The organism is Pseudoxanthomonas daejeonensis (genome assembly GCF_022637495.1).
GTDB classification, from domain to species: domain Bacteria; phylum Pseudomonadota; class Gammaproteobacteria; order Xanthomonadales; family Xanthomonadaceae; genus Pseudoxanthomonas; species Pseudoxanthomonas daejeonensis.
In genome coordinates this window covers 2,481,781-2,497,262 of record NZ_CP093331.1, presented here as the reverse complement: position 1 = coordinate 2,497,262, position 15,482 = coordinate 2,481,781, and the positions used below count along the sequence as shown (strand labels likewise).

General features: G+C 66.6%; 10 protein-coding genes and 1 tRNA gene. 2 read left to right on the top strand and 9 right to left on the bottom strand.

Annotated features, from left to right (window positions below; translation table 11 throughout):
- Nucleotides 1–42 precede the first annotated feature (42 nt).
- Nucleotides 43–2,067, bottom strand: a complete 2,025-nt coding sequence (uvrB, locus tag MNQ95_RS11185) for an excinuclease ABC subunit UvrB (RefSeq protein ID WP_162410152.1) — start codon at nucleotides 2,065–2,067, stop codon at nucleotides 43–45.
- A 306-nt stretch (nucleotides 2,068–2,373) separates the two neighbouring features.
- Between uvrB and MNQ95_RS11180 the strand changes: the two genes are divergently transcribed.
- Both MNQ95_RS11180 and MNQ95_RS11175 read left to right on the top strand, forming a co-directional pair.
- Entirely contained in the window at nucleotides 2,374–2,910 is a 537-nt protein-coding gene (locus tag MNQ95_RS11180) for a GspH/FimT family pseudopilin (RefSeq protein ID WP_241952911.1), read from the top strand.
- An 83-nt stretch (nucleotides 2,911–2,993) separates the two neighbouring features.
- Nucleotides 2,994–3,070 (top strand) — tRNA-Asn (locus MNQ95_RS11175).
- Between the two features lie 105 nt (nucleotides 3,071–3,175).
- Here the strand turns inward: MNQ95_RS11175 and MNQ95_RS11170 are convergent.
- The 8 genes from MNQ95_RS11170 to MNQ95_RS11135 all read right to left on the bottom strand — a co-directional run bounded on the left by MNQ95_RS11170 (nucleotide 3,176) and on the right by MNQ95_RS11135 (nucleotide 15,359).
- The gene (locus MNQ95_RS11170) at nucleotides 3,176–3,613 is read right to left on the bottom strand and encodes a type IV pilin protein (RefSeq protein WP_241952910.1); all 438 of its coding nucleotides are present in this window, start codon (nucleotides 3,611–3,613) and stop codon (nucleotides 3,176–3,178) included.
- A 14-nt stretch (nucleotides 3,614–3,627) separates the two neighbouring features.
- On the bottom strand, nucleotides 3,628–7,620 hold the full coding sequence (locus tag MNQ95_RS11165) for a pilus assembly protein (RefSeq protein WP_241952909.1): 3,993 nt from the start codon (nucleotides 7,618–7,620) through the stop codon (nucleotides 3,628–3,630).
- A 10-nt stretch (nucleotides 7,621–7,630) separates the two neighbouring features.
- Nucleotides 7,631–8,149, bottom strand: coding sequence for a pilus assembly PilX family protein (locus MNQ95_RS11160; protein WP_241952908.1), 519 nt, complete (start codon nucleotides 8,147–8,149; stop codon nucleotides 7,631–7,633).
- Nucleotides 8,150–8,163: 14 nt separating this feature from the next.
- Entirely contained in the window at nucleotides 8,164–9,210 is a 1,047-nt protein-coding gene (locus tag MNQ95_RS11155) for a PilW family protein (RefSeq protein WP_241952907.1), read from the bottom strand.
- Nucleotides 9,211–9,221: 11 nt separating this feature from the next.
- Nucleotides 9,222–9,668 carry a type IV pilus modification protein PilV gene (gene pilV / locus MNQ95_RS11150; protein WP_241952906.1) on the bottom strand — a complete coding sequence of 149 codons (447 nt, stop codon included), beginning with the start codon at nucleotides 9,666–9,668 and terminating at the stop codon, nucleotides 9,222–9,224.
- 41 nt (nucleotides 9,669–9,709) lie between these two features.
- Nucleotides 9,710–10,213, bottom strand: a complete 504-nt coding sequence (locus MNQ95_RS11145) for a GspH/FimT family pseudopilin (protein ID WP_241952905.1) — start codon at nucleotides 10,211–10,213, stop codon at nucleotides 9,710–9,712.
- A gap of 235 nt (nucleotides 10,214–10,448) precedes the next feature.
- Entirely contained in the window at nucleotides 10,449–11,837 is a 1,389-nt protein-coding gene (ppnN, locus tag MNQ95_RS11140; protein WP_162410157.1) for a nucleotide 5'-monophosphate nucleosidase PpnN, read from the bottom strand.
- Between the two features lie 135 nt (nucleotides 11,838–11,972).
- The gene (locus tag MNQ95_RS11135) at nucleotides 11,973–15,359 is read right to left on the bottom strand and encodes a TonB-dependent receptor (protein ID WP_241952904.1); all 3,387 of its coding nucleotides are present in this window, start codon (nucleotides 15,357–15,359) and stop codon (nucleotides 11,973–11,975) included.
- Between the last annotated feature and the right edge of the window lie 123 nt (nucleotides 15,360–15,482).

The window sequence follows — 15,482 nt, the reverse complement described above, 5'->3', positions numbered from 1 at the left end:
GGCCCTCCGCCAGCGCCCACCCGGCCCGGTATTCGCAGGCGGTCAGCCGGCCAGGCTGGCTTCCTTGAGCCGCCGGATCTGGTCGCGCAGGCGGGCGGCGTCCTCGAACTCCAGGTCGCGGGCGTGCTGGTACATGCGCTGCTCCAGTTCGCGGATCTTCACCGCGGCCTGGGCCGGATCCATCACCCCGTAGTCGGCGGCCGCCTCGGCGACCTGCCGCGCCTTGCCGCGTGCCGTCTTGCCCTTGCCCTCGCCGGGCTCCGAGCGCGCACCTTCCATGACGTCCATCACCGGACGCACCACCGCGCGCGGGACGATGCCGTGCTCGGTGTTGTACTCGACCTGCTTCTCGCGGCGCCGGTCGGTCTCGTCGATGGCCACCTGCATCGAGCGGGTCATCCGGTCCGCGTACAGGATCGCGGTACCGCGCAGGTTGCGCGCGGCGCGGCCGATGGTCTGGATCAGCGAACCGGCCGAACGCAGGAATCCCTCCTTGTCCGCGTCGAGGATGGCCACCAGCGACACCTCGGGCATATCCAGGCCCTCGCGCAGCAGGTTGATGCCGACCAGCACGTCGAACTTGCCCAGGCGCAGGTCGCGGATGATCTCCACCCGCTCGACTGTCTCGATGTCCGAGTGCAGGTAGCGCACCTTGATCCCGTGCTCGGACAGGTAATCGGTGAGGTTCTCGGCCATGCGCTTGGTCAGCGTGGTAACCAGCACGCGATCGCCGATCGCCACGCGCTTGTTGATCTCGCCCATCAGGTCGTCGACCTGCGTCGCCACGGGCCTGATCTCGACCTGCGGATCGACCAGGCCGGTCGGCCGCACCACCAGCTCGACGATCTGGTCGCCCGCCTCGCGCAGTTCGTACGGTCCCGGCGTGGCCGAAACATAGACCGCGCGCGGCGCGCGCTCCTCCCACTCCTCGAACTTCAACGGGCGGTTGTCCAGCGCCGAAGGCAGGCGGAATCCGAACTCCACCAGCGTCTCCTTGCGCGAGCGGTCGCCCTTGTACATCGCGCCGATCTGCGGAATGGTCACGTGCGATTCGTCCACCACCAGCAAGGCGTCGGGCGGCAGGTAGTCGAACAGGGTCGGCGGCGGCTCGCCCGGCGCCTTGCCGGTGAGATGCCGCGAGTAGTTCTCGATGCCCGAGCAGTAGCCCACCTCGGCCATCATTTCCAGGTCGAACTGGGTGCGCTGGGCGAGGCGCTGCGCCTCGACCAGCTTGTTCTGCGCGTACAGCTGCTCGAGCCGCTCGCGGAGCTCGATCTTGATCGTGTCGACGGCGCTCAGCACCCGCTCGCGGCTGGTCGCGTAGTGGGTCTTCGGATAGATCGTGTAGCGCGGCAACTTGCGCATGACCTCGCCGGTGAGCGGATCGAACAGCGCGATGTTCTCGATCTCCCCGTCGAACAGTTCGATCCGCACCGCCTCGGCGTCGCTTTCGGCCGGGTGCACGTCGACCACCTCGCCGCGCACGCGGAAGGTGCCGCGCTGCAGTTCGTATTCGTTGCGCGTGTACTGCAGCTGGGTCAGGTGGCGCAGCAGCTCGCGCTGGTCCAGGCGCTCGCCGCGCGACAGGATCAGGCGCAGCGACAGGTAGTCCTCCGGCGCACCGAGGCCGTAGATCGCCGACACCGTGCCCACCACCAGCGCGTCGCGCCTCGACAGCAGCGCCTTGGTCGCGGCCAGGCGCATCTGCTCGATGTGGTCGTTGATCGAGCTGTCCTTGTCGATGAAGGTATCGGTCGACGGGATGTAAGCTTCCGGCTGGTAGTAGTCGTAGTAGCTGACGAAATATTCGACTGCGTTGTTCGGGAAGAACGCCTTGAATTCGCCGTACAGCTGCGCCGCCAGCGTCTTGTTCGGCGCCATGACCAGGGTCGGCTTCTGCACCGCCTGGACCACGTTGGCCATGGTGTAGGTCTTGCCCGAACCGGTCACGCCCAGCAGCACCTGCTTGGCCAGGCCGGCCTCGAAGCCGGCGACCAGCTTCTCGATCGCCTGCGGCTGGTCGCCCGCCGGGGCATACGGGGATACCAGCTCGAATCGCTCGCTCATGCGCGGATCGGTGCCGTCTTGGGGGGACAGGCCAGTATAGACAGGGGGCGCATCGACGCCGTGTGGGTCGCGCCGCGCATCCGCCCTTGCCGGCGGTTCCAGTCCGCCTTTTTTGTAGGAGCGGGCATGACCGCGACACGACGCCCTCAACACAGAACGCCCTTATGATTCCGACGCCCGGGTCGCGGCCATGCCCGCTCCTACAAAGGCCGGGCCGGATTCCTACAACCCGGATCGGTCGCGCCCGATCCCGGCGCCCTCGGGATTACGCCAACCTGAACCTCCCGAGCGAAAAGGACTTCGCCCATGCGCAAGGATGCGCCGGGTCACCTCTCCGGGTTCAGCCTCGTTGAACTGTCGATCACAGTGTCGATCCTGGCCATCCTGCTGGGACTGGCGTTGCCCGGCTTCCGCGAGACGCTGCAGCGGCAGCGCGCGGCGTCGGCCACGCACCAGCTGGCCGCCCAGCTGGCGCAGGCACGGAACACGGCCATCACGGCACGCGTGCCGGTCACGGTCTGCCCGTCCGGGGGTGAGGGGCGCTGCCTCGGCCAGCCTGACTGGAGCGCCGGCTGGCTGCTCTACCGCGACCCCGGCCGCAGCGACCAGCCGCGGCGTCCGGAGGACGTCCTCCGTGACATCCGTCAGCCGGTTCATGATTCGGTCCAGGTGCTGGCGAGCGCCGGTCGCCTGCGCGTGCGTTACCAGCCGGACGGCCGCAGCGGCGGCAGCAACGTCACCTTGCGCGTCTGCACAGCGGCCCGGCTGCGTGGCGAAGTGATCGTCAACAACGTGGGGAGGGTGCGGACGCGGGGCCCCCGCTCCCCGACCCCATGCCACTAGGCCCTGTCGCCCATGGCCAAGGGCCGCCGCTTTCATCAGCGCCTTGCCCACACCGGACTCCTGCCCATACAATGTGCGCCCCCGCCCGAATAGCTCAGCCGGTTAGAGCACTTGACTGTTAATCAGGGGGTCGTTGGTTCGAGTCCAACTTCGGGCGCCAGATAAAATGAAAAGAGCCGCGATTGTTCGCGGCTCTTTTTTTATGCCCCGCCCTGCCAGAAAGAAGCCGCCTGTGGGCGGCTTCGCTGCCACGCGAGCCGTTGGACTACCAGCAATCGGCCAACTCGGCCACTCCGCTTTCCGTCTTCAGGCCCGTATTGCTGATCGACAGATCGCCGCACCGGTCCTCGGTCTGCGGGCCCTGTGCAGTGGCCGTAAGCACCAGCTCCGTCGGAGTCTGCGTGGATGCCGCAAGGACATACCTGGCCGTGGCGTTTGCCTCGCGTGGGGACTGGTTCGTAGGAAGCACGAAGTCCGCATATGAATTGTCGACGGTGAAACGGCGCTCGGCCACCTGCATGTACTCCACCAGGTCCGCCTTGGCTTGCGCCCGCCGGGACTTGCGGATCTGCTCCTGGTAGGCCGGTATCGCGATCGATGCCAGGATCGCCACCACCGCGACCACGACCATCAACTCGATCAGCGTGAAGCCGGCGACCGGACCACGCGTTCCTGCTGAACCAACGCTCTCTCGAATGGACATGACTCCCCCTTTATTCATCGCACCTGCCTCCAGGACTGCCGCCCGCACGGACGCGGCAGATACATGGGCGGCGCACCCGCAACCCGGATGACCATCGAGCATTGCGCCCCAAGGGCCTGATCGATCTGGGCCTGGGTAGCGGTACCCAACGGCTGGACGCGCGGCGTCGTCATCACCGCCACATCCTTCACCGGTGCCGAGCCGCCCGTGTTGAGCGCGACCGCGCCGGTCGCCGAGGCGGGCTGGCTGCCGTCCGGGGTACCCATGCGTATGTAGGTCATCGAGGCACCGCCACTCAACGCATTCAGGCCGTACAGCCAGTTGGTTCCGGTGACGCCGCAGTCGTCGCTGTCGTCGCCCCCCTGCGGCTCGTAGGTCGGGAAGAAGACGATGCCGCTTTCCACTCGCGGGTAGCCCACGAAGCGTTCACCGGCAGGCAGATCCAGGTACCAGCCGTACTTGCCGGGCCCCATGGCGTTACTGGATGTCGTCCGGAACTCGCCGTCGTCCGTGCCCACGGTCTGCTGGACGAGGTCGTCGCGACCCGTGACCCGTGTGCCCTTGTCCAGAATGCCGTAGATGGTCTGCACGCTGGTGTTGTCCGGGTCGCCGGTGAACGAGAAGCTGCCGGTGCCGAAGAACAGCATCACGCCACCGCCAGGTCCGGTCGCGGCCGTCAGGCCACCCATGATGGGCTGGCGATTGGTGCCGGTGGAATCCCGGGCGATGAACAGCGGCTCCCCGCTGAACTCGACGCTGCTGGTCAGCAGGTTGAACTTCCAGACCGCGCCATTCTGGTCCGCGGCGTAGACGTAATCCGCATAGCCATCGCGGCCATTGAAGACGGTACCCGTGGAACCGATGCTCCTGCGGTCCACCACCACGATGTTGCCGAGTCCGTTGTAGGCCGGCGCGGTGGCTTCGGAGGCCTCGATCGTCTCCACGTCGCCGCTTTCGACATCGACCATGAACAGGTGCGCCTGCTGGTTCACGCTGTTGTAGCCGTTGCCGAAGAGCACCTTCCAGCTGACGTTGCCCGAGGTGTCCTTGATCGGAACGATCACCGGCTTGCCCAGCACGTGGCCGATGTTGTCGCTGATCGCATCATCGCCTGTGATCAGGTCATTGATTTCCCACAGGACCTGGGGCGAGCCCGGCGTGGTCACGTCCATCGCGAAGACACTGCGCCCGCCAGCGCCGGTGGTACCCACCACGACGGTCTTCCACTGGGTTCCGAACTGCACGTCGGAAACGGTGACCGGGCCATCCACGAAATAGCGGTGCTGGAACTTCTGGTCGCTCTGGTTCGCCGCCACATAGGGGAACAGCAGGTTGCCCATGTGCCCGAGCGCCGTGGCCGGGACGTAGGCGAAAACCTCGCTGCCGCCGGAGCCGTTGGAACGCCCGTCGAACATGTGGAACATGCCGTCGTTGGCACCGACGTAGACCATGGGCCGATTGGCGGTGCGCTTCGCCTCCAGGTAGGTGGCGTAGCTGCTGCCGACCGTGCCACCCAGCGTCCGGTAACCGTAGTCGTCGGTAGGCGCCGAGAACACCGGCGTGGAGTTGATGATGTCGCCCAGGATCGAGGTGCGGGTGCGCAGCACGCCCTCGTCAACGCGCGATCCGCGCAGATAGGCCACCGCACGCGCGGCGTCGATCGCGGCCGGCGGCGGGTTGGTGCCGTTCGCCGAAAGGGCCTCGATCTCCGCCGCGGTGCACCGCGACAGGGCACCCGCGCAGAGGTTGTCCAAGCTGACGTTGGTCGAGCTGAATTCGAGGACTTCAGGCTGCACGCTGTCGGTGGTGCGCCCGAAATAGATCTCACGCGAGGCCTGGGCCGCCATGCGTGCACTGGCCTCCCATGCCGGCGTGAAGGTCGTCTCCCCGGTAAAGGGATCCGCACTCACCGTCTCTGCCGTCAGCAGGCTGTACCAGTCCGTGCCGTTGTTGGCCGATTCGTAGAACGGCTGAACGTTCAGGGATCCGCTGCCCACGCGGGCACCGGTCACGCTGATCGTGCCGGCCGGGGATTCACCCTCGTTGACCGCCGCGATGATGCGACGCATCGCCGCGGTGATGTCGCTGGGCGTACGCGCGTTGATGAACTCGCCACGCGTATTCGTCGCCGCATGCCAGATGTCGTCGACGGTGCTGCGCTCGTCATTCTGGCGCGCCGGCCAGTTGTTGTAGACCGATGCCGTCGTATACGCGTCCTGGGCCGGGTCGGCCTCGGGATCGAACAGGTCGCCCCGCGCACCCAGGGTGATGCCGTAGAAGTTCATGTGCAGGTTGCGATTGCAGTCCAGGCTCTTGTCCGTGGCGTCGCCGCCAGCCGCCGGACAAGCCTTGTCGACCTTCACACCACCCTCGGTCAGGTCGGGCCGGATGTTGTTGCGGTAGTAGTAGGACGCGATGTCGGCCATGGTGTTGTCATGGCTGTCGCTGAACGGCGTACCCATGCCGCCGTCGCCATCGGCATTGGCGACCGCGGGGCCACCCTGGTTACTGTAGCCGTCGGTGAAGAGCATGCCCGCGTTCTTCTGGCAGGACAGCGTCACCGGCGCACCGGTATTGGTGCGCTGGAACTGCTTGCCGATATGCTCGACGGCCCAGCGGTTCGGCGTGCTGCCCGACGCGGGGAGCGCGATCATGCTGGTGTAGAGCGCCTGCTTGTCGGCCGCCACGCCCATGTCACGCATGGTCACGTCGGTGTACGCATCGTACGCCGTGCAGTTGCTGCCGCAGTTGCGTGCGCCGCTGTTGATCGTGAAGTAACCGATGCGCATGTTCTCGACATCGATCAGCGAGCGGGTCATGCCGGCGATCATCGCCCGGTTGCGGTCCCCGTAATAGGTGAACCAGTTGGCGAAATTCTGGATCGCCGCGTCGTACTGCGCCGAGGTGTCGTAGTTGTCGAGCTTGATCTCGTACCTGTACAGGTCGACGCCCGGCCCGCCGGCATTGGCGACCTGGACGCGGTTGGCCGTCTTGTAGCCGGCGGGGGCGGCGTCGGTCAACGGCATGTAGAACGTCGCCGGGAAGTACTGGATGGCCACCTCGCAGGTCGCGCTCAGCGTGACCGCCGACGGCAACCTCACCCAGAAGCGCTGCGTCGGTGCCGCAGCCGCCAGGCCGCCACACGCCGAGTCGGCGAGCCGGTAGTACACCGTCCCGGCCGGCAGGGTCGTGCCGCTCGGGATGCGGAACAGCTCGGTGGTCTCCGGCTGCCCCGCCTGCGAACGCCGCAGGCGGATGTTGCTGCAATTGGCATTGAGCGTCGTGTCAGACGCCAGCGTCACGTACGTCGTGGCACCACCGGTACTGGCCAGGCCGCCACACGCACCGTTGCGTGCGTACTGGATGCCCGCGGGAAAGAAGGTGCCGCTGTTGTAGGTCGCGCTGCCGACATCCGAATTGCCCGGATCGGCATCGTCGATACGGTCCCTGTGCAGCGCCGTCATGTTGAACTTCGGTCCGCTGGCGTTGCGCGGATCGGTCAGCGTCTCCGTCAACGAAGCTGCCGGGTACTCGACCTTGTTGTGGTTCATCCAGGGCGAGTAGGTCGTGTTCGGGTCGAAGTAGGCCGGGTTGTAGGCATTCGACCGGGCGAATCCGAACAGATCGATCGGCGCGATCGCGTAACGGTTGGTGCCGATGCGATGCCCCGGGTAGGGGAAGATGTGATGGAAATTGCAGCTGTACGTTCCGCCGTTGCCGTCACCATCCTCGGTGCGCAGCGTGCCGTCGCTGTTGAAATACGGATTGGACGTGCCGGTTCCCGTGCAGCCATAGCCGTCGCGACCGGGGAACAGCGTCTCGAACGTCATCGAGCCCGAATCGTCCACCGCCATGATGAAGGCCGGCGGCACGGTGTTGGTGATGTTCATCGGCGCCTGGGCCAACTCGGGCGGAGCGGTCTGCGCGGTCAGATACAGCCCGTAACCGCCCGCCAGGGTGGCGAGGGCAGCGGAGATGGTGATCAGTCGGAAGCGACGGGATGCCATGAATGGCTCCTCACGGACGGAATATGGTGTCGACCGCCGCATTCGCGGTGGCGGCTTCGTTGGTGGCGTAGACCGTTACCTGGTAGACCGGGTTCGGATCCTCGTTCTCCGGACCAGCGCCCATGTCGAGGCTGGAGTTGCCGGAGATGCAGGGTCCGATCGCGCGGATGCTGACCCGGTTGACCTGGGGGACGTCGGTGGACATCTCGGCCGCCCAGTTGGTCGCGTCGAATCCGTCGTCACAGATCTGCTCGATCGTGGCCTCGCCGTCGACGCATGCGCCATCACGGTTGACCACGCCTTCGATGTAGCACTCGCGCAGGCGCACATCGCGCTCCGCCGTCTGGAACGCCTGGTTGACCGCCAGGTAGTTGGCCGCCATGCGCTCCTGCAGGCTCGCCACCTGCATGCCGGCGATACCGAGCAGCGCGAGCAGGATCAGGATCATGAGCGCGACGTACAGCGCTGCGCCCCGTTGTGCGGCCGGGCCGCGCATGCGCAGCACCTGCCGCCGGTGGTTTCGGTTCATGGATGACATGCCGTTCAATTCCCGTAGAGGCGATTGCGCAATGCGATCGTGCCTTGGTAGACGCTGCGGTAGCGCCCGTCCGCCGGAAGCGTCGCGCTCACATCCAGCAGGTCCTGCTCGGTGGTGGTGGGCGCCACGGAGGCCGCACTGTTGGGACTGACCGCGAGCAGGGCCACCTGCACCTGGCCCACACGGCGCCAGTCATCGGTCGTGCCACCCACCCCGTCGGCCGTGTCCTGGCTGGCGATATAACCACTCGGCAGCGCTCCGGCGGCGTTACGATCCATGCCGTACCGGAACTGCATGTTCTCGATGCCCTCGACCATCTCTTCGCTGGTGAGGGATTCGTCCGCATTGACCCGGGCGCGCCACAACGAAGGCTGGCCGCCCGCACCCTGGCCGATGTAATAGATGACCGTCTCGGCCCGGTACAGCATCGTGGGCCCACCCGCTGGACTGGCGCCATAGCGCGCCAGGTCGACACTTGCGGGCACGATGACCCGGCCAGCGGCGGCACTGGTGCTGTCGGCCACGAACACGTCGGCGAATGCGCAGTCGGCAACACCGAACATGGCCGGAGCCGCCACGCCGCCCTCGGTCAACACGGACCACTTCGCCGGATCGATGTCCACGGACGGACCGGCGAGGTCGATCGTGGTGATGGGCGCTCCATTGCCACTCAGGAACCTGAGTGCGATCGCGTCGGTACCGTCGATCCGGGCCGGAGAAAGGACGACATCCGGCGGATCTGAATCGTCGTATCCCTGCACGGAGAAGCCGAAATCGAGGGGGCCATTCGCCGCGAAATGCGATGTAAGTCCACCGGGGACCTGGTTGCGGGCCTGGTCGTTGACGCAACCGAAATGGCCTGCCATGCGGATGTCGCGCTGCAGATAGTCCAGAGCGAAGCGCCCGTTCTCCTGCACCCGCGACATGCCTTCGGACAGCTGGTAGGCCGTGCGCGACGCCGCGAATACCTGGACCACGCCGAGCAGCAGGATCGCACCGATCAGCAGCGCGATCATCAGCTCGATCAAGGACAGGCCGCTAGCTTTCTTCATGTCCAGGGATTTCACAGGCGTGTCACCGTGGTAAAGGTCTGGTTGCCCTCGTCGGCACTGACCGTGCCGTCGCCATCCGCATCGTTCCAGCGCTCGTCGCCCCAGGTGATCGCCACGGTGACCTCGCCCGCATTGAAGGCGACGTTGGCAGTGGCTCCGGCACCCAGCGCCGTTCCCAGGCGGCACTCCCAGACGTCCCTGAACTTCGCCGCGGACACTTCACCATCTGGCGCGCACCCGGTGGTCGCTCCGGTGTAGTTTCCGACGTACTGGCCGACGGCCAGGCGGTTGACCCGGACCTGGTCAAGCATGTCGTAGGCCAGGTTGGTCGCCTGGCTGCGCTGGTTGGCGCTCTGCGTGAAGCGGACACTCATGGTCTGCAGCAGCGCGAAGCCCAGCAGGCCCACGCCGAGGATCAGGACCGCCACCATCACTTCGACCAGGCTGAAACCGGCCATGCGGCCAGACCCGACCTTCCGCAGACGCCGCGTGCGGGGGCTCATGCGCAGCCCCCCTGGTTGACCCGGCTCTGTCCCGTGGTGCTTACCGTCACGCATCGCGCCGGCGTATCCGTATCCGAGGGGGCCACGTCGAACTGCTCGGCCCCGGTGTCGGATCGACCTTGAGTCGTGAACTGCACGCCCGCCTCCGGCCCGGTGACCGCCATGCGCTGTTTCGGCTGGATGTAACGCACGACGGTACGCACCACGCCACCCGCCCCGCGGTCCTCCCGCCACACCGTCCAGCCGCCAGCCCAGTCAGTGGTGCTGACGCAGTTGAGCCCGTCGGCGCTCGGGCAGACGCCCGCGGCACCCAGGCCGCGGATCGCCTCGGTCCGGGCCAGCGAAAGCGACGCCAGGATTTCATTGCTGGTCGTGGCAACCCGGTTGGAACGCATGCTCGCCTGGAAGCTGGGCAAGGCCAGCCCCAGCAGGACCGCGAGCACGGCGATGGCGATCATCAGCTCGACGAGAGTGAAACCGGATTGGCGGTCGGACGACATGCGGACGTTCCCCAACGTAATGCCGGCCAGCGTAGCCCGGCGACGCGGGGACGCAAGCGCGCCGGGGATGAACGGTCGATCTGGCCGCAGGGACGGGGAACGCCTCCCAGGGCCGCCCTGCCCGCCCAACCCGACGACGGCCACCACCCAAAGGCAGCGGCCACGTGTTCCGGGACGGCCATCGCATTTGCCTAGGGCACGCGATCGCGCCCCTGGCCGCGGCGCTGGCGGAGGCTCAGGCCACCACCCGGTAACAGGGCCGGTATTCCCCCGCGATCTTCATCCGCCGCTGTTCGACGAACGCGCGCAGCAGGCCGTCCAGCGCCGCCATCATGTCCGGGGCGCCGTGGATCTCGAAGGGCCCGTGCTCCTCGATCCGGCGCAGGCCGTCCTCCTTGACGTTGCCGGCCACGATGCCGGAGAACGCCCGGCGCAGGTCGGCGGCCAGCGCGGAGGGCGGGCGGCCGTGGTGCAGGTCCAGCGCGGCCATCGCCTCGTGGGTCGGCACGAACGGGCGCTGGAACTCCAGCGGGATGTCGATGCCCCAGTTGAAGTAGAACGAGTCCTTGTGCGCGATGCGGGCCTCGCGCACCTTGCGGATGCCCGCGGCCATCTTCTTCGATACCGCGGCCGGATCGCCGACCACGATCTCGTACCGCGAGGTCGCCGCTTCGCCGAGGGTCAGGCGCAGGAACCGGTCGATCTGTTCGAAGTACGGCGCGGCGATGGTGGGACCGGTGAGGATCAGCGGGAACGGCAGGTCCGCGTTCTCCTCGCGCAAGAGGATGCCCAGCAGGTACAGGATTTCCTCCGCCGTGCCGACGCCGCCGGGAAACACCAGGATGCCGTGGCCCAGGCGCACGAACGCCTCCAGGCGCTTCTCGATGTCCGGCATGATCACCAGGTGGTTGACGATCGGGTTCGGCGATTCGGCGGCGATGATGCCCGGCTCGGTGATCCCGATGTAGCGGGTGCGGGCCCGCCGCTGCTTGGCATGGGCGATGGTCGCGCCCTTCATCGGCCCCTTCATCGCGCCCGGGCCGCAGCCGGTGCAGATGTCGAGCCCGCGCAGGCCGAGCTCGTAGCCGACCTGCTTGGTGTAGATGTACTCCTCGCGCGAGATCGAGTGCCCGCCCCAGCACACGACCAGGTTCGGATCCGACGGCTGCAGGATACGCGCGTTGCGCAGCAGGCCGAACACCGAGTCGGTGATTCCCGGCGAAGTATCGAGGTCGGCGCCCTTGCAGTCCTCGCCCAGCTCGATCGCGGTCCAGGCCAGGTCGCGCACGGTGGCGAACAGCAGCTCGGCCACGCCGTGGATGATCTCGCCGTCGACGAAGGCCATCGCCGGCGCGTTGGCCAGGTCGATGCGCACGCCACGATCCTGCTGGGTGACCTGGATATCGAAGTTCGGATAGAGGTCGCGCGCGGCGCGCGGATCATCGTTGGCGCTGCCGCTGGTCAGCACCGCCAGCGCGCAGCGGCGCAGCAGCTCGTGCATGCCACCGCTGGAGGCATCGCGCAGGCGCGCCACCTCGGTTCGCGAAAGTACATCGAGCCCGCCGCGCGGGAAGATGCGTGCGTCCTGCACGGGCAGCGTGCTCGTGGCGACCATTTCGTTCATGGAACCTTGCCGAATCTCGGGAAACCGGCCGCCGACTCTACTCCAGCAGCCGCTGCAAAGCACCGTGGCACCCGAAAAAGGAAACGGCCGGGTCGCCCCGGCCGTTTCGGTCACGCGTCGCGTCGGACTTCCGGATCAGAAGTCGTAGCGCAGGCCCACCTGCAGCGACCACTGCGAAATGCCGTTGGTCTGGCTGTCGGAGTTGGTCGGGATGCCCTCGGCCGGGGTCTGGCCGAACTGCTGCGAACCGTTGAAGTTGCCACGGTAGCCGTAGACGTACTTGCCGTTGGAAATGCCCACCAGCGACGCGACGGCCTGGTTGGCGTTGAAGCCGTAGTCGACGATGTGGCCCCAGTCCTTGTTGATCATGTTGCCGACGTTCTGGATGTCCAGCCAGATCTTCGACTTGTGGCCATCGAAGAAGCCCGGCAGCTCCTGGCTGATGCGGATGTCGAAGGTATTCACCCAGCCGGCGTTGAACGCATTCTCCGGCGCGTAGCTGCCGCGGTAGCGCTGCAGCTGCGGGTTCTCCGCCATCCACGCCCAGAACGCCTGCTCCATCGCCGCGTTCGGAGTGAACGCACCGGTGGTCGCGTTCATGCTGCCGAACAGCACGTCGCCAGGGCCGGCCGGCACGTAGAACAGGTCGTTGAACGTGCGGTTGTCGCCGTTGGCGTCGTTGTTGAAGATGTAGCTGTACGGACGGCCGCTGCGGCCTTCGTAGAACAGGCCGACCTGGGTGGCGTTGTCGCCGAAGAACTTGTGCGACCAGTTCAGGGCGCCGGTGAAGCGGTCCTTGATCTCGTAGCGGGCGGTGGTGGAATTCGGCTCGTTGATGTTGAAGCCGTACTGCGAACCGAAGCCGGAGCCGGCGGTCGAGCTGGTCAGCGCGCCCACTTCGGTGGCCTGGGTGTAGGTGTAGCCCACGGTCCAGGACCAGTCGCTGTCGGTGCTGAACGGCTTGGCCAGCGACAGGGTCAGCTGCTGGCCCTTGCCCTTGTTGGTGTTCTCCAGCAGGAGGACGTCGCCGAAGTAGCCGTTGCGGTTGTAGCGCGCGCCGTTGGTCGGGGTGGCGCCGGCGGAGGTGTTGCCGAACGGACGCGGGCTGTTCGGGTTCCAGTACAGCACGCGGCCATCGGGACCCATGTAGCCCGGACCAACGTTGAGGCTGCGGTAGAACAGGCCGTTGTTGACATCGGTCAGCAGCAGTTCGGCCGACGCAACGGTGCCCCACCACGGGGTCTCTACATCGATGGCCAGGTTGGCCTTCCACACCGACGGCAGCTCGAAGTCTTCGCTGATCACGTTGACGTTGCGCACGCCCGAGCCACCCGGGGGAACGTTCTGGTTCAGGCCGTCGGCGCTGAACGGGACGGTCTGCCAGGCGGTGCCGTTCTGGAACGAGATGTAGTTCATGCCCGTGCTGCTGTAGGCATTGCCGACCCACACCTGCGGCGCATCACCCTGGAACAGGCCCACGCCACCGCGCAGCTGCATCGGGCGCTCGCTGTCGAAGGTGTAGTTGAAGCCGAAACGAGGCTGGACGATGAAGTCGCCGTTGTAGGTGCTGGTGTTGTCGAGGCCGAAACCACCCGTGTAGCCGCTGCCGCAGGCGGGATTGGCGGTGCCCGGGGCCGCGCCGAAGCACGCGTTGTACGGCGGGGTCGGGCTGGCGTCGGGCTTGTCGGCGCGCAGGCCGACGGTCAGGGTCAGGTTGCTGTTGACGTACCAGGTGTCCTGGATGAACAGGCCGGTGTTCTTGTTGGTGTAACGGGCCGCGATCGCGTTCGGGTCAGTCGGGTTGGTCTGCAGGTCGTAGTCGAAGTACTGGCCACGCAGCAGGTTGCCGAAGTTGGATACGCCGTTCACCCGCGGGACGTAGAAGCTGTAGTTGCCCCAGAAGTCCTGCAGGAAGAAGTTGTAGATCTCGGTCTCGCTGTACTCGGCGCCGAACTTGATGTCGTGGTCGCCCACGGTCCACACGCCGGCGCCGTAGTAGCTCCAGGACTCGGTCAGCAGGGTGTTGCCCGGCGAGCTGCGCTCGGTGCCCAGGCGGATCGCATCCAGGCCGCTGGTGCTGTTGCTGTTGGTGCCGATCGGGGCGTCGTTGCCGTTGCCGGCGATGCCGTCGTCGAAGTAGACCTGGATGGTCGGCGCGTTGGTCGGGCTGACGCGGACCGCCGAGTAGTCGCGGTACGAAACCTTGAACTCGGTGGAGAACGTGTCGCTCCAGTCGCTGAACAGCTGGCCGACGTAGCTCTCCACGGTCTTGGCGTGGTTGAACCAGTTCGAGCTCAGCGAAATCAGGCTGGCAGTCGGCGCGTCGGGACGCACGCGGTTCTGCTCCAGCTTGCTGTAGCGCAGGCTGGCGCGGTGGTCCTCGTTGATGTTCCAGTCCAGCTTCAGCGCGTACTCTTCCAGCTCGGTGTCGCCGCTGCCGGACATGCCGCCGGCGTCGAAGCCCCACACGTCGCTGGCGATGCGCTGCACTTCGGCCAGGTCGGCGGCGGTGAAATCGACGCTGCCGGCATCCAGCGGGTTGACGCCCTGGCTCTGGCCGGCCGGGCCGATGTCGCTCTGCTTGAACTTCTCGTAGTTGGCGAAGAAGAACAGCTTGTCCTTGACGATCGGGCCGCCCAGGGTCACGCCCCAGGTCGACTCCTCAGAGAACTCGTCGAAGGCCAGGCCGGTCACATCGGCGCTGCTGCCGGCGATGCGCGCCGGGTAGTCTCCGAACCAGTCGCCGTCGCGGTAGGTGCCGTACACCGAACCATGGAATTCGTTGGTGCCCGACTTGGTGACCGCGTTGACGCTGGCACCGGCGGCGCCGGACAGCGACACGTCGTAGTTGGACAGGTTGATGTCGATGGCCTCGATGGCCTCCATCGACACCGGCTGGCGCATGGTCGGCATGTTGTTGCCTTCCAGGCCGAAGGTGTCGCTGGCCGAGACGCCGTCGATGGTGATCTTGTTGAAGCGCGGGTTCTGGCCGCCGGCGGTCATGCTGCCCGAAGCGCGGTCGGTGAAGGTCACGCGCGGATCCAGGCGCATGAAGTCCTGGATGTTGCCGTTCATCGACGGCAACGCCTCGATGATGCGCTGGTCGACGCTGGTGCCCGAGCCCATCTTGGTGGCGCTGAACACTTCCGAGCCGCCGGACACGCCGGTGACCTGCACGGCGCCGAGGGTGGTCACGTCGCCGGTCAGCGCCGCGTTCACGGTGCTCACCTGGTTCAGGGCCAGGAAGACGTTGTCTTCGGTCTTGGTGCCGGCACCCGGCTTGGTGATCGTGATCTCGTACGGGCCGCCGACGCGCAGGCCGCGGGCCGTCCAGCGACCGCTGGCGTCCGTCGTGGCGCGGCTGATCGTGCCGGACTCCACGTGGGTGATGACCACTTCGGCACCGGTGACCGGCTGGCCGCCGTTGTCCGTGACGAGACCGCCGACGCCGGCGGAGGTGCTCTGGGCGAAGGCGGGAGCGGCGGCAAGCGCGGCGACCAGACCCAGGGTGAGTTTGGACATCCTGAGTCGACGGGTATCAGTCATGAGAAGCCTCGGGTAGGAGTGACATTTCAGGCGAGGTGCCCAGGCAGGGCGGCTGGATTGGCTTCCCTGCGACAGGCATCACAGGGGTTAACGCCAGAT